This is a genomic window from Marinobacterium sp. xm-g-48, from assembly GCF_013282925.1.
In the GTDB taxonomy this organism is placed as follows: Bacteria; Pseudomonadota; Gammaproteobacteria; order Pseudomonadales; family Balneatricaceae; genus Marinobacterium_E.
In genome coordinates this window covers 177,120-197,249 of record NZ_WBYQ01000003.1, presented here as the reverse complement: position 1 = coordinate 197,249, position 20,130 = coordinate 177,120, and the positions used below count along the sequence as shown (strand labels likewise).

Annotated in this window: 19 protein-coding genes; 9 read left to right on the top strand and 10 right to left on the bottom strand. The window is 48.4% G+C overall.

Translation table 11 applies throughout. The features are described 5' to 3' along the window. Positions 1-8: 8 nt before the first annotated feature. From XMG48_RS06980 to glpK, 3 genes are read left to right on the top strand one after another with little or no spacing between them, the layout of a single operon-like run. Positions 9-806 carry a carbohydrate ABC transporter permease gene (locus tag XMG48_RS06980; RefSeq protein WP_173481349.1) on the top strand — a complete coding sequence of 266 codons (798 nt, stop codon included), beginning with the start codon at positions 9-11 and terminating at the stop codon, positions 804-806. Further along, the gene (locus tag XMG48_RS06975) at positions 806-1,084 is read left to right on the top strand and encodes a DUF2160 domain-containing protein (protein ID WP_173481348.1); all 279 of its coding nucleotides are present in this window, start codon (positions 806-808) and stop codon (positions 1,082-1,084) included. The genes XMG48_RS06980 and XMG48_RS06975 overlap by 1 nt, the downstream gene beginning before the upstream one ends. After that, on the top strand, positions 1,084-2,598 hold the full coding sequence (glpK, locus tag XMG48_RS06970) for a glycerol kinase GlpK (RefSeq protein WP_173481347.1): 1,515 nt from the start codon (positions 1,084-1,086) through the stop codon (positions 2,596-2,598). Before XMG48_RS06975 ends, glpK begins: the two co-directional genes overlap by 1 nt. Positions 2,599-2,666: 68 nt before the next feature. On the opposite strand, the gene XMG48_RS06965 is transcribed toward glpK, so the two are convergent. The 3 genes from XMG48_RS06965 to XMG48_RS06955 all read right to left on the bottom strand — a co-directional run bounded on the left by XMG48_RS06965 (position 2,667) and on the right by XMG48_RS06955 (position 7,815). Beyond that, positions 2,667-3,563 carry an aldo/keto reductase family oxidoreductase gene (locus XMG48_RS06965; RefSeq protein WP_173481346.1) on the bottom strand — a complete coding sequence of 299 codons (897 nt, stop codon included), beginning with the start codon at positions 3,561-3,563 and terminating at the stop codon, positions 2,667-2,669. Positions 3,564-3,691: 128 nt separating this feature from the next. After that, positions 3,692-5,365 carry a 30S ribosomal protein S1 gene (rpsA, locus tag XMG48_RS06960; protein WP_173481345.1) on the bottom strand — a complete coding sequence of 558 codons (1,674 nt, stop codon included), beginning with the start codon at positions 5,363-5,365 and terminating at the stop codon, positions 3,692-3,694. Between the two features lie 398 nt (positions 5,366-5,763). Beyond that, positions 5,764-7,815, bottom strand: a complete 2,052-nt coding sequence (locus tag XMG48_RS06955; RefSeq protein ID WP_173481344.1) for a carboxy terminal-processing peptidase — start codon at positions 7,813-7,815, stop codon at positions 5,764-5,766. Positions 7,816-7,924: 109 nt separating this feature from the next. On the opposite strand from XMG48_RS06955, the gene XMG48_RS06950 reads away from it, so the two are divergent. Genes XMG48_RS06950 through XMG48_RS06935 form a run of 4 tightly spaced genes read left to right on the top strand, consistent with a single transcriptional unit; the run spans position 7,925 to position 12,375 of the window. Further along, positions 7,925-8,461 (top strand): FKBP-type peptidyl-prolyl cis-trans isomerase, encoded by a 537-nt coding sequence (locus XMG48_RS06950; protein WP_371731459.1) that lies wholly within the window; start codon positions 7,925-7,927, stop codon positions 8,459-8,461. Continuing rightward, complete coding sequence (locus tag XMG48_RS06945) at positions 8,461-9,741, top strand: M18 family aminopeptidase (RefSeq protein WP_173481343.1); 1,281 nt, start codon at positions 8,461-8,463, stop codon at positions 9,739-9,741. Before XMG48_RS06950 ends, XMG48_RS06945 begins: the two co-directional genes overlap by 1 nt. Before the next feature lie 12 nt (positions 9,742-9,753). Beyond that, on the top strand, positions 9,754-10,164 hold the full coding sequence (locus XMG48_RS06940) for a PaaI family thioesterase (RefSeq protein WP_173481342.1): 411 nt from the start codon (positions 9,754-9,756) through the stop codon (positions 10,162-10,164). Positions 10,165-10,203: 39 nt separating this feature from the next. Further along, the gene (locus XMG48_RS06935) at positions 10,204-12,375 is read left to right on the top strand and encodes an OsmC domain/YcaO domain-containing protein (protein ID WP_173481341.1); all 2,172 of its coding nucleotides are present in this window, start codon (positions 10,204-10,206) and stop codon (positions 12,373-12,375) included. Positions 12,376-12,383: 8 nt separating this feature from the next. Here XMG48_RS06935 and XMG48_RS06930 read toward each other — a convergent pair whose 3' ends face one another. The 5 genes from XMG48_RS06930 to XMG48_RS06910 form a co-directional block, all read right to left on the bottom strand. Further along, entirely contained in the window at positions 12,384-13,256 is an 873-nt protein-coding gene (locus XMG48_RS06930; RefSeq protein ID WP_173481340.1) for an MBL fold metallo-hydrolase, read from the bottom strand. Between the two features lie 2 nt (positions 13,257-13,258). Continuing rightward, a complete protein-coding gene (locus tag XMG48_RS06925; protein ID WP_173481339.1) occupies positions 13,259-14,245 on the bottom strand; it encodes an aldo/keto reductase in 987 nt (328 codons plus the stop codon). Positions 14,246-14,385: 140 nt separating this feature from the next. Then, positions 14,386-14,886 (bottom strand): thiol peroxidase, encoded by a 501-nt coding sequence (gene tpx / locus XMG48_RS06920; protein ID WP_173481338.1) that lies wholly within the window; start codon positions 14,884-14,886, stop codon positions 14,386-14,388. A 74-nt stretch (positions 14,887-14,960) separates the two neighbouring features. Next, the gene (locus tag XMG48_RS06915) at positions 14,961-15,155 is read right to left on the bottom strand and encodes a YqaE/Pmp3 family membrane protein (RefSeq protein WP_173481337.1); all 195 of its coding nucleotides are present in this window, start codon (positions 15,153-15,155) and stop codon (positions 14,961-14,963) included. A 100-nt stretch (positions 15,156-15,255) separates the two neighbouring features. After that, entirely contained in the window at positions 15,256-16,437 is a 1,182-nt protein-coding gene (locus XMG48_RS06910; protein ID WP_173481336.1) for an acetyl-CoA C-acyltransferase family protein, read from the bottom strand. A 121-nt stretch (positions 16,438-16,558) separates the two neighbouring features. Between XMG48_RS06910 and XMG48_RS06905 the strand changes: the two genes are divergently transcribed. Beyond that, positions 16,559-17,209 carry an HAD family phosphatase gene (locus tag XMG48_RS06905; RefSeq protein WP_173481335.1) on the top strand — a complete coding sequence of 217 codons (651 nt, stop codon included), beginning with the start codon at positions 16,559-16,561 and terminating at the stop codon, positions 17,207-17,209. Positions 17,210-17,251: 42 nt separating this feature from the next. Here XMG48_RS06905 and XMG48_RS06900 read toward each other — a convergent pair whose 3' ends face one another. Together XMG48_RS06900 and XMG48_RS06895 are read right to left on the bottom strand one after the other, a co-directional pair. Beyond that, positions 17,252-18,709 carry an MFS transporter gene (locus tag XMG48_RS06900; protein ID WP_173481334.1) on the bottom strand — a complete coding sequence of 486 codons (1,458 nt, stop codon included), beginning with the start codon at positions 18,707-18,709 and terminating at the stop codon, positions 17,252-17,254. Between the two features lie 8 nt (positions 18,710-18,717). Continuing rightward, on the bottom strand, positions 18,718-19,461 hold the full coding sequence (locus tag XMG48_RS06895; protein ID WP_173481333.1) for a FadR/GntR family transcriptional regulator: 744 nt from the start codon (positions 19,459-19,461) through the stop codon (positions 18,718-18,720). A 222-nt stretch (positions 19,462-19,683) separates the two neighbouring features. On the opposite strand from XMG48_RS06895, the gene XMG48_RS06890 reads away from it, so the two are divergent. After that, complete coding sequence (locus tag XMG48_RS06890) at positions 19,684-20,112, top strand: heme-binding protein (RefSeq protein ID WP_173481332.1); 429 nt, start codon at positions 19,684-19,686, stop codon at positions 20,110-20,112. The last annotated feature ends 18 nt before the right edge of the window (positions 20,113-20,130 follow it).

Sequence of the window (20,130 nt, the reverse complement as noted above, 5' to 3'; positions counted from 1 at the left end):
GGGGCGTTATGAAACTTAAAAGCTTAGCTCCAATTTTTTATATTATCTTTTTGATGTTGCCAATTTACTGGTTGCTATCAATGAGCTTTAAAACAACCAATGAGATTCTGAGTGGCTTCTCCTTTTTTCCGCAAGAGTGGACTTTGGAAAACTACGCAGTCATTTTCAATGATCCAACTTGGTATTGGGGCTACATAAACTCGACAACTTATGTGCTCATAAATACAGTGATTTCACTCTGTGTTGCACTGCCAGCGGCCTATGCTTTTAGCCGCTACCGTTTCATGGGTGATAAACATCTATTCTTTTGGTTGCTGACTAACCGAATGGCACCGCCGGCAGTATTTGCCTTGCCATTCTTTCAGTTGTACTCAGCCGTTGGTTTATTTGATACTCATATTGCTGTGGCTTTAGCCCACTGTCTTTTCAATATCCCGCTTGCTGTGTGGATCTTGGAGGGTTTCATGAAAAGTATCCCTAAAGAGCTAGATGAAACTGCTTATGTTGATGGATACTCTTTCCCGCGATTCTTTGTGACAATTTTCATGCCAAATATCAAAGCAGGTATTGGAGTAGCAGCCTTCTTCTGTTTCATGTTTTCTTGGGTCGAACTGTTGTTAGCAAAAACGTTAACCTCTATCGATGCTAAGCCGATCGCAGCAACAATGACCAAAACTGCATCGAGTGCTGGATATGAGCTAGGTCTGTTGGCGGCAGCTGGGTGTTTGACCATTATCCCAGGGGCGATTGTGGTCTACTTCGTTAGAAATCATATAGCGAAAGGTTTCGCTATGGGGAGGGTGTAATGTTTAGTTGGATGGCTTGGACGTTACCAACGGCTCTGGTATTTGTTTTTATCTTCTCTTGCATTGGTGTTCTGGCATTCCTAGAAGTGAAATATCCTGGGGGAGCTGAGCGCACAGGTGTATTTGGCATTACAACCACCCGAGGTGACCGTCTGTTTATCTCGATCTTGGGTACAGTGTTTATTATGCTTGGTTGGTTGGGATTGATGGGTACACCTTTGTGGGGTGGTTTAACTCTATCAATAATATGGGCTGTATTCGTTTTTAGGAAAGTCTAGTGGAAAATTACGTTCTCTCAATAGACCAAGGAACCACATCCTCAAGAGCAATTTTATTTAATAAAGATCTTAAAATTGTTTCTACTGGTCAGCAGGAATTTACTCAGTATTTCCCTAAATCAGGGTGGGTAGAGCATGATCCTGAAGAGATATGGTCCACGACTGCCGGAGTGTGTCGTCAAGCCATTGAGATGGGTGGTATAGATAGCTCCAGTATAAGAGCGATTGGCATAACAAATCAGCGTGAAACAGTCGTTGTTTGGAATAAACAGACAGGCAAAGCAATCTATAACGCGATTGTTTGGCAAGATAGAAGAACGGGTGATTTTTGCAACGAGTTGAAGTCAAAAGGCTATGAGCAGACTTTTATAGAGAAAACAGGGCTATTACTTGATCCCTATTTTTCTGGCACAAAACTCGCTTGGATATTGGATAATGTTGAGGGTGCTCGCGCCTCGGCGGAATCCGGTGAATTGTTGTTTGGTACAGTGGATTGTTATCTCATTTGGCGGCTAACGGGTGGTGTAGTTCATGCCACTGACGCTACTAATGCGTCCAGAACATTGATCTACAATATCCATCAAGGCATTTGGGATGAAGAGCTATTGTCTCTTCTAAATATACCTTCATGCATGCTGCCAGAGGTTAAAAACTGTGCAGATGATTTTGGTAAAACGCGCGAAGATCTGTTTGGTGGAAACGCCATTCCGATTTGTGGCGTTGCGGGTGATCAACAAGCTGCAGCGATAGGCCAAGCGTGTTTTAAACCAGGTATGCTTAAATCTACCTATGGCACCGGATGTTTTGCTCTCCTTAATACAGGGGAGCATTGTGTTAAGTCCGAACACCGTCTTCTCAGTACTATTGCTTATCAGCTTGATGGAAAGCCAACCTATGCTCTAGAGGGCTCTATATTCATTGCTGGTGCAGTCGTCCAGTGGTTGCGCGATGGTTTGAAGATCATTCGCGATGCTAAAGATACTGAAGCACTTGCAAGCGAGGCTAAGCCAGAGAATCGTGTCTATCTTGTTCCTGCTTTTACGGGGCTTGGAGCACCGTATTGGGATACGGAGTGTCGTGGCGCCATTTTTGGTCTTACTCGTGATACTGGCTTTGCTGATCTGGCTAGAGCCGCGCTTCGATCGGTTGCCTACCAAACTCGCGACCTATCCGACGCCATGCGATCAGACTGGCTAAGTTCTGGTGGAACAAATGTTGAGTCAGTTTTGCGAATCGACGGGGGGATGGTTGCTAACGACTGGATGGCTCAATCCCTTTCGGATATTTTGCAAGCTCCTGTCGATCGACCCGAAATTATTGAGACAACGGCGTTAGGTGCCGCTTGGCTGGCAGGTATGCATGTTGGTTTTTATCCTGACCAAGAGGGTTTTGCAAAAACCTGGGCACTGAATCACCATTTTGAGCCGCTTATGACCGTTGATGATGCCAATGAGCGTTATGCTGGTTGGCGTGACTCGGTTGCAAGACTTCTCATCAAACCTGATAACTTCTGATGTTCCTTTAAAGACACAAGCTCTTTTTAGCCAATTAGTCTTGCCGGTGTATCTAACGCCGGTTTTTTTTATGGCACTTCAGATCCTTTTGCTGCGGTCAGAAGCTCAAACCAGGTCTCTCGATCAAGCTCAACATGATTGACCTGATGCAGCGCCTTTATTCGATCTAGATTGTTTGTGCCAACAACAGGAAGAATATTGGCAGGGTGCACTCTTAACCAGGCCAGTGCGATATGTTCACGCTGGCACTGTTGGCTCTGCTCGATTCTGTTTAGTAAGCCCTCAAGCTCTGAATTTAGTGGTTGGTTAAACAGTTGGCCGCCAGCCAGTGGTGACCAGGCCATCGGCAGTAGCTGATCGAGTTGCATCGCTTCCAGCGTTCCATCCCAGAGTGAACTCTGTTCAAAGAGATTGATCTCAATTTGATTGGTGATCAGTCGATTCGTCATTTTCGACTGCAGTAGTTTCCACTGCCACACTGAAAAGTTAGAGACCCCTACGGTTCTGACCAAGCCTTCTTTAATGAGATCGTCCAGTGCCTCTCCGGTCTCTTCGGCATCCATCAAAGGATCGGGTCTATGAATTAAGAGGGTGTCTAGGTAGTCAGTCTGTAAGTTTTTCAGACTCTGTTTGACCTGCTGAAATAGATATTCACGGGAGGTGTCGTAATACTTAACTCGTCGATCTGGGTAGTGATCAGAGATCAGAGCGATATCACATTTGCTAATCAGCTCCATCTGGCCTCTTAGGGATGGATTGGCTTTCAGCGCGTCGCCAAAGAGTTGCTCACACTGATAGTCACCGTAGATATCTGCATGGTCAAAGGTCGTTATTCCCTGATCCAAACAGGCTTGGATTTTGGCTTCGGTACTTGAAGTGGTTGGCTTGGACTCTGCGAGTCTCCAGACACCATAAGCCAGTTCGCTAAATGTTAGATCGGAATGAAGAGTTTTGATTCGTTTCAATCTAGAGCCCCGATTTTTAGATTTTTTACCAGTCTAAAGATTGTCAATTTGAGGTTCAATATAGCAATCAAATAGCCAAAAAAAAGAGCGCCGAAGCGCTCTTTCTCAGTGTGTCGGTAATCTTAGGATTACTGACCCATCTGCTGCTTGATAAGGTCACCGATAGTCGTTGGACCAGCAGTTTCAACTTCAGCGTTCTGTACGGCTTTAAGAGCAGCTTTCTCTTCAGCTTGATCTTTCGCACGGATAGAGAAGGTGATAACGCGGTTGCGACGATCAACACCTACAATCTTACCTTCAACGCTGTCGCCAACGTTTAGAGCAGTTGTAGCGTCTTCGATGCGCTCTGCAGCGATGTCAGATGCTTTAAGAACAGCTTCGATACCTTCAGCAAGTTCAACAGTAGCAGCACGTGGCTCAACTGCTGTAACAGTACCAGTAACGATTGCGCCTTTCTCGTGGCCCGCTAGGAACTCAGAGAATGGATCGCTTTCTAGCTGTTTAACGCCAAGAGAGATACGCTCTTTCTCTGCGTCAATAGACAGGATAACTGCTTCAACTTCGTCGCCTTTCTTGTAGTCGCGAAGTGCAGCTTCAGCATCAGCTTCCCAAGTGATGTCTGACATGTGTACTAGGCCGTCTAGATCGTTGTCTAGACCAACGAAGATACCGAAGTCAGTGATCGTCTTGATTGTGCCAGATACTTTATCGCCAGCAGCGTACTGCTCAGAGAATGCAGCCCATGGGTTAGTTGTACACTGTTTGATACCCAATGAGATACGACGACGCTCTTCATCAACGTCTAGAACCATAACTTCTACAGCATCACCAACCTGAACGATTTTAGATGGGTGGATGTTTTTGTTAGTCCAAGACATTTCAGAAACGTGTACTAGACCTTCTACGCCATCTTCTAGAGATGCGAAACAGCCGTAATCAGTTAGGTTAGTAACCTTACCTGATACACGAGTACCTGCTGGGTAACGGTTCTTGATCGCTTCCCATGGATCTTCAGATAGCTGCTTAAGACCTAGAGAGATACGACCGCTCTCTTTGTCGAATTTGATGATCTTAACGTCGATCTCATCACCTGGAGTTAGCATTTCGCTTGGGTGAGAGATACGTTTCCACGCCATGTCAGTGATGTGTAGAAGACCGTCAACGCCGCCAAGGTCGATGAACGCACCGTAGTTAGTAAGGTTCTTAACGTAACCTTTAACTGCTTGGCCTTCTTCAAGATCAGCAAGGATCTCATCACGCTGTGCGCTGTTAGCTTCTTGAAGCACTGCGCGGCGAGAAACAACAACGTTGTTACGCTTCTGATCAAGTTTGATCAGTTTGAATTCAAGTTCTTTGCCTTCTAGGTGATCAACGTCACGTACTGGGCGAACGTCTACCAATGAACCTGGTAGGAAGCCTTGGATGTTGTTGACGTTTACAGTGAAACCACCTTTAACTTTGCCAGAGATGTAACCTTTTACGATCTCTTCCGCTTCAAACTTAGTCTGAAGAACTTCCCATGCTTCTGCACGTTTCGCTTTCTCGCGAGAAAGTTTAGTTTCACCGAAACCATCTTCTACAGCTTCTAGTGCAACTTTAACGTCATCACCAATGTTGATTTCAAGTTCGTTCGCATCGTTAAGGAACTGAGAGCGTGGAATAACCGCTTCAGACTTAAGACCAGCGTTAACAGTTACCCAATCAGCATCGATATCAACAACAGTACCAGTTACTAGGGTACCTGGAGTCATCGCAAGTTCTTGGAGGGATTCTTCAAACAGTTCAGCAAAGCTTTCGCTCATGAAAGTGTCCTATTTTGGGTGCCAGGGGATGGCACACTAGCCTATGACATCAGCTTCATAGGGTCGGTTCATCGTCATCTCCGATGACTTGCTAAGCTGATGGATGCAAGCTGACGGAGTTATAAAGAGGGCAAAATTATACAGGAGTGTCAGCGGTGTGCAAAGCGGAATTGGTGTTTTTTTGAGCAGTGGACAGCGGTTGGGAATAGTCTCGAGAAGAAGGGGAAAGAATTACAAATCGCTAGAGCGGTTTGATCGCGTTTTGTCGCTGCGCTCCAATTCGCTCCTACAGTCGAGCTACGTAGATAATTTTTTCCGAAGTCCTACTGTAGGAGCGAATTGCCCGAAGGGCAAGCCGCGAAAGATTCGCTTAGCGAATCGTATCTCACATTCCGCTATCAACCCGCCAAACGAGACTGATCCTCTTGGAAGAACATCTCGATCATATCGATGCTCAGCTCACTGGCTTCGCGAAGCACGGCTTCACTGTCGGGATCAGTGATCTCTTCACCGGGTGCTGTCTCTGTCAGTAGCTCATCAAGCGTCTTAATAGGTTGTTCACCCTTTGCCATGCGACGCTGATTCTCTAGATCGATTTGAGCCTGCTCCATCTGATCGCGTTGGGACTTTAACTGCTCCTCATTAAGCGGTAGCCACTGCATCGATTTCTGCTCATTGATCAAGGCGATGGTGTCACGCATGTGCTGAAAATCAGGATCAGTTTGCGTTCTTTGAGTATGGCGGTTTTGCAGCTCAGGAACCCAACGATCGAGTGATGAGTAGCTGCCATAACGAACAGGCCTTACTTTGTCCCAAGGTAGGGCAAAGTCGAGAGCGCTTTCACCGATTTCGCTCTGATCAAACATCGATGGAAACTCGATATCTGGAGCTACCCCTTGGTGCTGAGTACTCTCACCAGAGATACGATAGAACTTTGCGGTTGTGAATTTTAGCTGCCCATGACGCAGTGGTTGAAGAGTCTGCACAGTCCCTTTACCGAATGTGCGACTGCCAACGACCAGCCCTCGGCGGTAATCTTGTATGGCACCGGCGAAGATCTCCGAAGCCGATGCACTGAGTCGATCAATCACAACGGTCAAGGGTCCAGTCCAAGTGGTCTCTGGGTTGTAGTCGCCCAGCACATCGACCCGACCTTCAAGATCACGAATCTGCACGGTTGGACCACGGCTAATAAATAGACCCACCAGTTCATTGGCCTCTCGCAGTGAGCCACCTCCGTTTTCGCGTAGATCAACAACCAGAGCATCAACGCCCTGTTGCTTGAGGTCTTCAATCAGTACCGCTACATCACGAGTCGTGCTGCGGTAATCCTTGTCCCCTTTTCTAAGGGCAGCAAAATCGATGTAGAAGGTTGGGATGTCGATGATGCCAACTTTATAGATGTTGCCGTCACGCTCAACCTCCATGATCCGAGACTTGGCCGCTTGCTCTTCAAGCTTTACACGCTGTCGCTCTAATTTGACGATCTTGCGTGTGCTCTTGTCAGCCGAAGTGGATGGGATGATCTCTAAGCGTACGATGGATCCTTTAGGTCCACGGATCCTGTCAACGACATCATCCAAGCGCATACCCACCACATCTTCGATCTCTCCATCCATGTCTTGTCCGACACCCACGATCAGGTCGGCAGGTTTCAGCTGGCCGCTCTTATCGGCCGGGCCCGCCGGTACAAGACTTACGATCTTGGTGAATTCATCTTCGCTCTGCAGGACAGCGCCGATCCCTTCAAGTGATAGACTCATGTTGATCTCAAAGTTCTCTGAGGTCGCGGGTGAAAAATAGGCGGTATGCGGGTCGTAAAGACGTGCCAAGGCATTAGCATATGATTGAAAAATATCTTCGCTATTGGTCTGCAGTGCACGATTAAGTTGCGATTCGTAACGTTTGATCAGTGTCTCTTTAGCTTCAGAAACACTCTTGTCAGAAAGTTTTAGATTTAACACGGCGCTTTTAAGACGCAGTGACCAGTATTGATCCTGTTCGCCTTTCGATTGAAACCAAGGTTTCTCTTCACGACTGATCGGAAGTCTGTCGTCTAGAGTGAAATCAAATGTTTGGTCCGATTTTAGAGCGTCGATCATCTGCTCTGTGCGCTCCTGAAAACGGGTCAAAAAGCGTTCGTAGGCGGCAAATGCAAAGGTTAGATTGCCGGAGCGCATGTCGTCGTCCAGAGTGCGCTTGAAGTGAGCTAAAGAGTCGATATCGCTCTGCAGTAGGTAGCTTTTGGTTGGGTCGATAGTCTCAAAGAAGTTATTGAAGAGTTTTTCGGAGAGTTCATCGTCGACGGCCTGTTCACGGTAGTGGTGAGATTCCAATCCCGCGACCAGCGACTGAATGGCATTCGAGTGGACGGCTTCAGGCTTAAGAGAGGCCTGTGCTCCTGTCGCTATCGATAATGATAAAACCAAAAAGAGCTGTAAAGCTCGCATCCCAACACTCCAAAATCGCAATAAAAGTAAAAATCTAATAGAGAGCAGTTTAGGCCAGCTCTCCTCATGATGTAAAATAACTTTCTTTTACTACGCGGGAGTGGTTGCGGTGGTTTTGCGAATTGCGGGTTTAGCGATTTTTTCTTTGATGTTGGCCGGTTGTGATAGCGCCTCTGACCGTGACGAGATCGAAGATAAAGAGGCGTTTCGAAAAGAGCTAATAGAGAAGGCACTGAATGACGATACTCGCAAAGCAGGGGAGGCTTTCCTAGCTGAAAATCGTCAAAAGCCGGGTGTGATTGTTCGTAAGTCGGGACTGCAGTACCGTGTCATTTCCGAAGGACAGGGCAAGCAGCCAGAGTACGACAGTGTTGTACTGGTTGAATATGAAGGTCGCCGTGTCGATGGCGGTGTCTTCGATAAGACCGAAGCCGGAAAGCCGATCAAATTCCCGCTCAATCAGGTGATTAAAGGTTGGCGAGAAGGCTTGGGGTTAATGAAAGAGGGGGCTCAGTATGAGCTCTACATTCCTGCTGACTTGGCCTACGGCGCGCGCAGTCCCAGTCGTGAAATTCCACCCAATTCAGCTTTGATATTTGATGTTAGGTTAATAGAAGTACTCGAGAAGGGTGCGGAGAAACAGTAATGGAACAAGAGCGTTTTAACCAAGATCTACTGACCTTTTTAGCAGATAGTCCAACCCCTTTTCATGCCACGCAGCAGATGGCAGATCGCTTAAGTCATGCTGGCTTCAAAGAGCTGTTGGAACACGAAGCCTGGAATCCTGTCACTGGCGAGAGTTACTTTATTCGTCGTAACGGTTCATCGATCATCGCTTGGCGTCATACCGGCAACTTTGATGCAGGCTTTAGAATGGTGGGCGCTCATACCGACTCACCCTGTCTTCGCGTCAAGCCGACGCCAGAGCTATACCGACAAAACTATCTGCAGCTTGGCGTTGAAGTCTATGGCGGTGCGCTGTTGAACCCCTGGTTTGATCGCGACTTGTCATTGGCTGGTCGAGTGACCTATCGCCAAACCGATGGCTCTTTAGACAGCTCGCTAATCGATTTTAAAGAGGCGATCGCGACGATTCCAAGTCTTGCGATTCACCTAGACCGCGAGGCCAATAAAGATCGAACGGTTAACCCACAACTTCACCTCCCTGTACTGCTAGGCCAGGCGGAACAGAAGCATGATTTCAGAGCCTTATTGAAATCTAAATTGCTTGAACAGGGGGTGACAGAGGTCCAGGAGGTTCTAGATTACGAACTCTCTTTCTACGATGTTCAAACGCCTGCAATGGTGGGATTGAACAGAGAGTTTATCGCCTCAGCTCGCTTGGATAATCTGTTGAGCTGTTTCATCGGTTTGCAGTCTCTACTCGACAGTGATGGTCAGCAGGCCGCTGTTTTGGTCTGTACCGACCACGAAGAGGTAGGCAGTGCGAGTGCCTGTGGTGCTCAAGGCCCAATGTTGGCCCAGTGGCTAGAGCGACTCTTGCCGAACAACGAAGAGCGTAACCGTGTGATTAGCCACTCCATGATGATCTCCGCCGATAATGCCCACGCTGTGCACCCCAACTATGCCGATAAACATGACGAGAATCATGGTCCGCTGATTAATGCAGGACCGGTCATCAAAATTAACTCTAATCAGCGCTACGCCACCAACAGTGAAACCAGTGCAACCTTCCGCGCCATTGCGCAGGATGTAAATGTGCCAGTACAGAGCTTTGTGGTTCGATCTGATATGGGGTGTGGTAGCACGATTGGTCCGATTACCGCATCGGAAGTCGGTATTCGTACTGTGGATATCGGCTGCCCGCAATTTGGTATGCACTCAATTCGTGAGTTATGCGGCAGTCAGGATGCACACTCACTCTATCTGATTCTGCAAAACTACTACGATAAAGCCAGAGTGTAAGAGGGTTTAGACGTGTTACAAACGGTTCAAGAGCTGAATGATTTTTTAACAAACCACTTTCCGCAAGGTGAAGGCTTTGGTGCCGTTGAAGAGGCGGGAGATGGTTGGGTATTGATGCGATTAACGGTTGAAGATAGTCATTTGCGTCCAGGTGGTACGGTCTCAGGTCCAACCATGATGGGGATGGCGGATGTGGCCATCTGGTCTGCGTTGCAAACTAAGATTGGCCCATCGCCGATGACCGTGACCGGTAACCTAAACATCAACTTCTTAAGTAAGCCTAAGCCCGTTGATATGTTGGCACGTGCACGTGTACTTCGCGTTGGTCGAAGAAACGGGGTTGGTGAGTGTTACATCTACTCGGGTGATGAAGATTCGATGGTGGCGCACGTTACAGCAACCTATTCGATACCGGCAAAGTAAGGCCTTTAAAACAGACTCAACGACAAGGATTGGTCGATCATGGAAATTCAAGTTAACTACCTCGATAACTTACGCCTAGAAGCGAAGTTTGACGACTTCACCGTGATCGCCGATCAGCCCGTTCGCTACAAAGGCGATGGCTCAGCTCCCGGTCCATTTGACTACTTTTTGGCTTCATCAGCGCTGTGTGCTGCCTATTTCGTAAAGGTCTACTGCGAAGCGCGAGGCATCTCTACCGATAATATCCGTCTTGCTCAGAACAACATTGTCGATCCTGAGAACCGCTACAAACAGATCTTCAAAATCAGTGTTGAGTTGCCAGAAGATCTCAGTGATAAAGATCGCACCGGTATCCTTCGCTCCATTGAACGTTGTACCGTGAAAAAAGTCGTGCAAGAGGGTCCTGAGTTCCAGATAGAGGTCGTCGACAGTCTTGATGAGGATGCCCAAGCTCTACTAGCGATTGCTACCGACAGTGAAACCTTCATTGAAGGTAAAGACGCGCCACTTGAACAGACCATCGCAAAGATGACACAAATTCTTGCTGATCTGGGGATGAAAATAGAGGTAGCCTCCTGGCGCAACATTGTCCCCAATGTCTGGTCACTGCACATTCGTGATGCGGCCTCTCCCATGTGTTTTACCAACGGTAAAGGGGCCACAAAAGAGGCGGCACTGGCCTCTGCTTTGGGTGAGTTTTTAGAGCGACTCTCCTGTAACTTTTTCTACAACGATCAGTATTTTGGCCAAGAGTTGGCTGAATCAGAGTTTGTCCACCGCCCAGATGAATGCTGGTTTGAACTGACAGAAGAGGATGATATCCCAGAGGGGTTATTGGATGAGTACACTCTTGAGATCTACGACCCTGATCAGGATTTAAGTGGCTCTAACTTAATCGATACCAACTCTGGTAATGAGGATAGGGGGATCTGCGCTCTACCATTCCAGCGTCGATCGGATGGTGAAACGATCTACTTCCCATCGAACCTGATTGAAAACCTCTTTTTGAGTAACGGTATGAGTGCCGGCAATACCCTTGAAGAGGCTCAGGTTCAGTGTCTTTCTGAGATCTTTGAACGTGCGGTTAAACGTCAGATTCTTGAGCAGGAGATTGCGCTTCCCGATGTGCCCTCGCTGGTGCTTGAACGCTGGCCGGGTATTGTGGAGGGCATCAAGGCGCTAGAAGAGCAGGGCTTTCCTGTTTTGGTTAAAGATGCCTCGTTGGGCGGTCAGTTCCCAGTCGCCTGTGTCACGCTAATGAACCCTAAAACGGGCGGTGTGTTTGCCTCGTTCGGTGCCCACCCCAGTCTGCATGTCGCTATTGAAAGAAGCCTGACTGAATTGCTGCAGGGCCGCAGCTTTGAAGGGTTAAACGACCTGCCACCACCGACCTTTAACTCACATGAGCTGACTGAACCGAATAACTTTGTTGAGCACTTCATCGACTCCAGTGGTGTTGTGAGCTGGCGCTTCTTCAGTGACGCCTTTGATTACGAATTTGTGGATTGGGATTTCTCAGGTACCAACAGAGAGGAGGCTGACAGGCTGTTTGGTATTCTGGAGTCGATGGGTAAAGAGTCCTATCAAGCGAACTATGATGACCTGGGTGTACCGGCGGTTCGAATACTGGTTCCAGATTACTCTGAGGTCTATCCCGTTGAAGATCTGATTTGGGATAACACCAATAAATCACTGGAGTTTCGCGAGGCGATTCTCTGTCTGCACGAGTTGTGTGATGAAGACCTAGAGGAGTTGCTGGTTCGTCTAGAAGAGAGCGAGCTGGATAACTACACTGATATCCGCACGTTGATCGGCATTGAGTTTGATGAGAACAGCGTCTGGGGGCAGCTCACCATTCTTGAACTAAAACTGCTGATTCACCTAGCACTGGGTCAGTTACCTCAGGCTAAAGAGTTGGTTGAGGCCTTCTTGCAGTACAACGATAACACCCTAGATCGCGCGCTGTTCTATCGTGCAATGGATGCTGTCATTGAGGTGGAGTTAGATTCAGATATGGCCCTTGAGCACTATCTCAACAACTTTACCCGCATGTTTGGTAAAGATCGGATTGAGGCTGTGGTTGGCTCGGTGAATGGAACAATTCGTTTCTATGGTCTCGAGCCAGTCGGTATGGAATTGACTGGATTAGAGCGCCATCAACGACTGATACAGAGCTATCAAAAACTGCATCAATGGCGTGCCTCTAAATAGTTAGGCCCTCAGTTACTGAGAGCGCTAACCTGTTTACTGGTCTGTTCAACCGAGTACTTGCCTTTAGTATCCTTGGTCACACGGCCCATCGCTACAAACGGGTCGTGTACAAAGAGTAATCGTCCACCCCGACTCTCCAGCCCTTCAAGCAGTTGTCGTTTTTCATCAATCAACTGCTCTGGAAAACGGTCATAGCCCATGGTGATGGGGAGATGAACCCAGGCGCTGCCGGGAATAAGATCCCCAGGGTAAACGACCGGTCCCTCTGGCATCTCGACTTCTGGCAGTATTTGGCCGGGTGTATGCCCTGAGCTCTCATGCAGTGTCCAGCCATCTCCCAGTGTTGCTGACTGTTGGCCCTCAGGAATGATCTCTAATCGACCTGACTCCTCCAGCAGTTTGATCAACATAGGTATGTAAGAGGCGCGATCACGAGCATGAGGGTCGTTTGCGCGCTGCCATTGGACTTCACCGACTAAGTATTTCGCATTTGGGAAGAGCAGGTAAGGATCCTCACCCTCTTGCCACTCAGACAGTAGCCCGCCTGCGTGGTCAAAATGGAGGTGGGTCAATAGAACAATGTCGATCTCTTCGTGGGAGACACCTGCAGCCTGAAGATTTTTGATCAGGCAGTGCTCTTGCTCTTGAATACCATAGCGATCTTTCATCTCGGGGCTGAAGAATGCGCCAACGCCAGTCTCAACCAAGATGTTACGTTTTGGGCTGCTCTCCTGAACCAGCATGGCGCGGCAGGCTAAGGGAATACGGTTAAGCTCATCAGGCTCTATCCAGCGTTGCCATAACGCGCGAGGCGCATTACCAAACATTGAACCGCCATCCAGCTTCTGTGTATTCCCCTCTATCGAGGTAATGCTACGCATGATTAAGCAAACTCTTCGGTGTCGATCTCAGTTTGTTGACCGGCACTATAGCGCTCACCGGCCACGGTATCGCGGTTAATGAGTTGTTCTAACTCATTAACAATGTCGCTACTCAGTGTGACATCGGCTGCGCCTAGGTTGTCACGCATGTGCTCGACAAAGCGAGTGCCTGGAATCGAAACAATCGAGGGATCCTTTGCACGGATCCAGGCCAGCGCTAATTGCGCTGGGGTACAGCCAGCACGCTCAGCAATGGCAACATAGTCACTCAGTAGCGCTCTGTTCTGTTCAAAGTTCTCTGGGTAGAAGCGTGGCATGGCACGGCGAATGTCTTTTTCAGCCAGTTCGTCCAAGTTGTCGATTGTGAGACTTAAAAAGCCACGTGCCAGTGGGCTGAAGGCGACGAAGGTAACGTCTAGTTCACGGCAGGCGTCGAGAACCGCGATCTCTGGGTTGCGAGTCCAAAGTGAATACTCAGTTTGGATAGCGGCAACGGGGCACTCTTTATGGGCGGCTCGCAAGGTGTCAGCTGACATTTCTGAAAGACCGTAGCTCGCAATTTTACCCTCTTTGATAAGGTCAGCCATGGCGCCTGCACTCTCTTCAATTGGAACGTCAAAGTCACGACGGTGCAGGTAGTAGAGGTCGATTTGATCTGTTTGAAGGCGTTTTAAGCTGGCTTCACACTGTGCTTTGATGGTTTCAGGGCGGCCGTCTAGTGCTTTACCTTTTTCAGGGTCGATGTAGAGAACACATTTTGATGCCAAAAAGATCTCATCGCGGACCGACTTGAGCGCTTCGCCAACAACTTTCTCATTTTTGCCGCCACCGTATAAGGTCGCCGTATCAAAATGGCGGTAGCCCATCTCAAAGGCTTCACGAAACCCTTTGATCGCCTCGTCATCTGATACCGGGGTGTTGTAGGCGTGTGACATGTTCATACAACCCAAACCGATTGGGTTATTGCGTAGCATCTCAAGTTTGCTCATGAAAAATCCTTAAAAATGAGTCAATTTGTACAGAAGATTAACAAGTTAGTGCGGACGAGTGAACTCGAAAAGGGGAATTAGGTATTCGAAAAAAGAAAAACGATTCGGTGCCAGAATGGACTCTGGCACCGTTATTGAGGTTAGGCTGTTGCAGCGTTTAGAGCGGCATCGTAGTTAGGCTGTTGCGCAATCTCTGGAACCAGTTCTGAATGCAGTACTTTGCCATCACGAATCACCACAATGGCTCTAGCCAGAAGCCCACGCATACCTGAATCGATGATTTCGACGCCAAAGCTTTTACCAAACTCTGGGTTACGGAAGGTGGATGCATTACTGACCCTCTCTAGACCTTCGGCACCACAGAAACGTGCTTGTGCAAACGGTAGGTCTGCTGAGACATTAATCACCTCAACGCCATCATGACTCGCCAACTGCTCATTGAACGTGCGGACTGAGGTGGCACAGGTTGGAGTATCGATACTCGGAAAGATGTTCAAAACAACCGTTTTGCCTGCGAGGTCAGACAGAGAGAACTCAGACAGGTCGGCAGCTGTGAGTGTAAAATCTGGACAGTCGCTCCCAGCAGCAGGAACATCTCCATAGGTATGTAAAATATCTCCGCGTCGCGTAATTTGAACCATGTTATTACCTCATTATATAGAGTGATTTAGTTATAGGTATACTCATTACGCTAGCGGCAGACACTTGGATTTAATTACTCAGAGGCAGTGATTGCCTGTTTGATTTTTTTGTCAGTCTTATATTGGCTAAGTGCGTAGACTGACCAGATGGCAGCTGGGATCCAGCCAATCAATGTAAGCTGAAGTATTAAACAGAAGATTCCCGCTATAGGGCGACCGATGGTAAAAAATTGCAGCCAAGGTAGAAGCAGGGCAAGTAACAGTCTCATAAGATTTCCTTTTGGTTTAGATATCTTAACAGTAGTACAAAGTTTAAAAATTGCCCCAAAAAAAACCGGCTACTGCCGGTTTTTTTTAATGTTCCAACGATTAGATTCGTTCGAAGATGACAGCGATACCCTGACCACCACCGATACACATGGTTACTAGCGCGTATTTGCCACCAGTACGTTGCAGCTCGTGAATCGCCTTAGTCGCGATGAAAGCACCGGAACAGCCAACAGGGTGGCCTAATGCAATAGCGCCACCGTTCGGATTGGTTTTGTCTGCAGGAAGACCTAGACCTTTAGAGACTGCAATCGCTTGAGCGGCAAAGGCTTCGTTAGATTCGATCACATCCATATCATCAATGGTTAGGCCGGCACTCTCTAGTGCGGCTTTTGATGATGGGATAGGGCCTTCACCCATGATGTGGTTAGGTACACCGGCAACCGCGTAAGAGACGATCTTAGCGATAGGTGTCTCACCGTTTGCTTTAGCGGTTTCAGCATCTGCAAGCACAAGGAAGGCTGCACCGTCATTGATGCCTGAAGCATTACCTGCTGTAACAGTACCGTCTTTCTTAAATGCAGGACGCATGCCGCTCAGTTTTTCTGCGGTCGTACCTGGTTTAGGGTGTTCGTCCGTATCAAACACAGTTTCGCCTTTGCGAGACTTCAGTGTGATTGGAACGATCTGATCTTTGAATCGACCTTCATTAATCGCTACTTCAGCACGACGTTGTGACTCTGCCGCGAACGCATCTTGCTCTTCACGAGAGATGTTCCATTTTTCCGCCAAGTTTTCAGCCGTGATCCCCATGTGACCAGCGCCAAATGGATCGGTCAGAACGGACACCATCGCGTCAATCATGCCAGTATCACCCATGCGAGCACCGGTACGCATAGCAGGTGCCATGTAAGTACCGCGTGACATCACCTCGACACCACCGCCAACAGCATAGTCGCATTGACCTAGCTCGATCTGTTGAGCACTGGATACCACCGCTTGAAGGCCTGAAGCACATAGGCGGTTAACAGCCATCGCAACTGAGTTCATAGGTAGACCTGCCTGGATAGAGGCAACACGTGCAACGTAGGGGTAGCGTGATTCTGTTGGAATACAGTTACCAACCGTCACGTAGTGGATCTTCTCGGGATCCGCTTTAGAACGTGCAACCGCCTCTTTCATAACAGTGCCCGCTAGCTCTGCTGGCTCCATAGAACTTAGGCTGCCACCAAAAGCACCGATTGGTGAACGCATTGCGCTTAGAACAACTACTTCACGTGTCATCTGCATATCTCCTTATGCACAATTAATTTTGGTATTCCGACAATATATAGGGTTATCGCTACAAATACATGACCAAGTCGACTAATTGATAGTTATAATCAAGAAAAAATTTGAGGTGTTTATGTTTGTTCTTTTCGATATGGATGGCGTGTTGGTCGATTCCGAACCGCAGTGGAAGCTTGTGGAACAGGAGGTGTTGGCTAAGTTTGGTATCCATATGGAGATCGAAGAGCTCAAAAAACACGCCGGCGCAACGACCTTTGATTTCATGACCAAGATGAACCGTCTCTACCCAGAGAAAGGCCTAGTGGTTGAAGAGATGGTTGACCAAGTCATTTCGGAGATGGAAAAACGGTTGGTGACACTGCCGTTGATGAAAGGGGTAATGGCATTCATCGACCAGCTTCAAGCCGATGCCGTTCCAATGGCGATTGCCTCCAGTTCGGCGATTAGATTGATTGAAGCGGTGATTAAGACTCATAACTTACCGATTACTGTCTATGCCTCAGGCTCAGAGATTGGACTATCTAAACCTCACCCCGAGGTGTTCCTACAAGCCGCGAAACGGATCGGTGCTGATCCTTGGCAAGTGCTCATCATCGAAGACTCTGTCAATGGAACGATTGCCGGTAAAGCAGCTTCGATGTCGGTGGCTGTTGTGCCGGAGAGTTTCCCACCAAGATCTGAATTGTCGATTGCGAATCATGCCTTTGAATCGATGACCGATCTGCATGATTATTATCGTCAAGGTGGGTTTAGCTACCTAGGCTAATTTTAGGGAGCCTACGAATAGGTCCATGACATCTCAGGCTCCCTAGGGTTTCTGTGAAGAGGCTTCCTCTGCCTGTGCTTGAATAGCCTCTTCATGGATATCGAAACTGTGCTCAGACTTCTGTTCCGCCAAGCCCTCTAATGGCTCCAGAGTTTCATCGGTCAGTGAGTCGCTCTCAACTATAGAGTAAACGGGCTGATCCGTTTCATTAACCCCTTGTACCGCCTCAACCACTTCGTCTGGGAATAGCTCTTCAATCGCAGTGTCGGGTAGATCCTCGGTACGAGGGTCAAACTCTGCAATGACCTGTGTTTCTGGCATCGCAGGGATAAACTGCTCCTGCTCTTCGATCGGTACGGGTGGTTTTTGTACCTGTCTGAATAGTGTAAACACGACCAGCATCAGCAGAATAACCACGAATCCCAAGAACAACGAACCGGGTGCAAAAGAGCCCAGTAGCATTGAGCCTAACAGTGGCCCTGCAATACTGCCAAGGCCATAGCTCAGCATCAGTGTCGAGGAGGCGGCAACACGCTCCTCACTGCGAATCAAGTCGTTGGTAATCGCTACCGCTATTGAGTAGATCGCCGCAATCATCGCCATGAACAGTGAGGTCGAAAGAATCAGCAGCACAAACTGATCAGAACCAAACAGTGATGCTCCCAGAGCTGCTAGAGCTGCGACGAGGGCGGTTGCCGTTAACACTTTGCTTCGTGTGACGCGGTCACAAAGCCAACCAATGGGCCAAGCGAACAGCATCGCGCTCATAACCGATATCGACATCAAGGTAGCAATTTGATCCGTTGCAATGTCGCTCAATGTGGCATAGAGCGGAACCAGTGCGTAGAACGAACCGATCAACAGCCCGCCACAAAATGCTGAAAAAAGCCCCAGCGCCGATTTACGCCAGAGTCGCTGCAGTGACATGAACTCTGCAGTCTCTAGGGGCGGTGATTGAAGGCGTGACGCAGAGAGAGGGATGACGGCTGCGATCAGTAGAAGCCCCGCAATGATGAAGGCTGTGGATATTTGCAGGCCAGAGGAGTGGCCGAGAATGACCTGCCCTGATGCTGCCGCTGAATAGGCTGCAATGGTGTACAGAGAGAATAGGGTAGCGCGGTTGTTGTCGCTAGCCACGGCGCTAAACCAACTCTCTATCGCAATGAATAGACCAGCAACGCTGAACCCGCCGATAATCCTGAGTAGACTCCAAACCCAAAAATCCTCAGCGAAGGGGTAGAGCAGAGCGGCCATCGCGGCAAGACTGGCCAGTGTCGAGAATGCCCGAATGTGTCCCACTCTGATCAGCAGCCGTTGAGCAAAGATTGAGCCAATCACAAACCCGATAGAGTAGAAGGTCATGATCCAACCAATCTCGGTTGGCGGTGTATTCGCCATACCCAAACGAACGCCAATCAGCGACATCAAATAGGCATTGCCAGACGCTACAAGCATCAGGCTCATGAATAGAGCCAGAAGAGAGATAAATATTAGGCGCATATTGGGCGTTACTTGCCAGAGGTGGAGTTTTGAAAATCGTTCAGCCGCTTCATTTCGACATCAAACAGCACTTTTAAGGCCTCTCGCACATGTCGAACGTGGTCCATCGCAGCCGATCGAGCCCAGGCCGATTGTCCTGTGGTCACTGCCTGGTAGATTTCGCTGTGGTGTTTATCGACCACCTGCTTAAAGCCCCCTTTCTGGTTGAAGTTTCTAACAGCCTCTTGAATGCTAATCAGCGTCAGATCCTTCAAACTTGACAAGGTGTGTATCAAAACCGAGTTGTGGGATGCCTCGATCACGCGTCTATGAAACTCATGGTCCAAGTTGGCATCCCAATCGGGGGCTACCGACTCCATCTTCTTGAACGCCTCACGAATGCGATACTGATCGCGAGCGGTCGCTCGTTGTGCGGCTAGAAAGCAAGCTTGCCCCTCCAGCTGTTCACGGACCTCAAGAATTTCCAGTACAGCCTTGGGATCCTGACCAAACAGATTGATCAGAGCGGACTTGTTTTCTGAACTGGTGACCGCGCAGGAGACAAATGATCCTCTACCGTGGTGCGTTTCAATGATCCCTTTACCCGAGAGTATATGCAGTGCCTCTCGAACAATGGTACGCGACACACCTAGACGTGCAGAGAGGGATCGTTCAGACGGGATCTTGCTCTCCGGTCCTAACTCACCATCAGCAATCAATTTTTGCAGATATTGAGTGACTTCATTAACAGCGCTGCTTGCAGATTGGCTCATCTATTTCGCATCTCGGTATGGATTGGTCAGACCAGTTTTCCACGCCATCAATTGAAACGCAAGCCCCATCTGGGTTTGAATGCATAAACGTTTCATCGAGTGAGTGACCATCAAATCAGTGGTTTGATTTCAAGTGGTCATACCAGTAGACAGCTGCGTAAGTTTTTGTGACAGCATCGCTCTATTGGTCTGTCTACTACTCCAATTTAAGAGGTTGAACTTATGCTCGAACTGAAACGCTTAGATATTGAAGATGCTCGTCTGTTAATCGAAGGGGCTCGAAACCGAGCTAATGAGATTGGTGTACCTATGTGTATCGCGATAACAGATGAGTCAGGGAATTTGATCGCTTTTGAACGTATGGATGGCGGTAAAACCACCAGTGTAACCATCGCTCAAGACAAAGCCTACACCGCAGCGGCTGCTCGCAAAGCGACGCACGAGTACAACGCTGCATGTACACCCGGCTCGTTGGTGTTTGGTATTCACACCTCGATGGGTGGACGTCTGTGTGTTGTGGGCGGCGGTTATCCCGTGGAGTCAAATGGACAAGTAGTTGGTGGCATCGGATTGAGTTCTGGTACACCAATGCAGGATATGGAGTGTGCTCAAGCTGGTATAGAGTACTGGCAACAGCAGACTCAACAATAAAAAGTACCCAGAGTGGGG

Coding starts and splice junctions, on each gene's coding strand:
- XMG48_RS06900 (WP_173481334.1), bottom strand. CDS start 18,709: ATGCGCCTAATATTTATCTCTCTTCTGGCTCTATTCATGAGCCTGATG.
- XMG48_RS06910 (WP_173481336.1), bottom strand. CDS start 16,437: ATGACACGTGAAGTAGTTGTTCTAAGCGCAATGCGTTCACCAATCGGT.
- tpx (WP_173481338.1), bottom strand. CDS start 14,886: ATGGTTCAAATTACGCGACGCGGAGATATTTTACATACCTATGGAGAT.
- XMG48_RS06925 (WP_173481339.1), bottom strand. CDS start 14,245: ATGAGCAAACTTGAGATGCTACGCAATAACCCAATCGGTTTGGGTTGT.
- XMG48_RS06955 (WP_173481344.1), bottom strand. CDS start 7,815: ATGCGAGCTTTACAGCTCTTTTTGGTTTTATCATTATCGATAGCGACA.
- XMG48_RS06975 (WP_173481348.1), top strand. CDS start 806: ATGTTTAGTTGGATGGCTTGGACGTTACCAACGGCTCTGGTATTTGTT.
- XMG48_RS06935 (WP_173481341.1), top strand. CDS start 10,204: ATGGAAATTCAAGTTAACTACCTCGATAACTTACGCCTAGAAGCGAAG.
- XMG48_RS06915 (WP_173481337.1), bottom strand. CDS start 15,155: ATGAGACTGTTACTTGCCCTGCTTCTACCTTGGCTGCAATTTTTTACC.
- XMG48_RS06980 (WP_173481349.1), top strand. CDS start 9: ATGAAACTTAAAAGCTTAGCTCCAATTTTTTATATTATCTTTTTGATG.
- XMG48_RS06890 (WP_173481332.1), top strand. CDS start 19,684: ATGCTCGAACTGAAACGCTTAGATATTGAAGATGCTCGTCTGTTAATC.
- XMG48_RS06930 (WP_173481340.1), bottom strand. CDS start 13,256: ATGCGTAGCATTACCTCGATAGAGGGGAATACACAGAAGCTGGATGGC.
- rpsA (WP_173481345.1), bottom strand. CDS start 5,365: ATGAGCGAAAGCTTTGCTGAACTGTTTGAAGAATCCCTCCAAGAACTT.
- XMG48_RS06895 (WP_173481333.1), bottom strand. CDS start 19,461: ATGAGCCAATCTGCAAGCAGCGCTGTTAATGAAGTCACTCAATATCTG.
- XMG48_RS06905 (WP_173481335.1), top strand. CDS start 16,559: ATGTTTGTTCTTTTCGATATGGATGGCGTGTTGGTCGATTCCGAACCG.
- XMG48_RS06945 (WP_173481343.1), top strand. CDS start 8,461: ATGGAACAAGAGCGTTTTAACCAAGATCTACTGACCTTTTTAGCAGAT.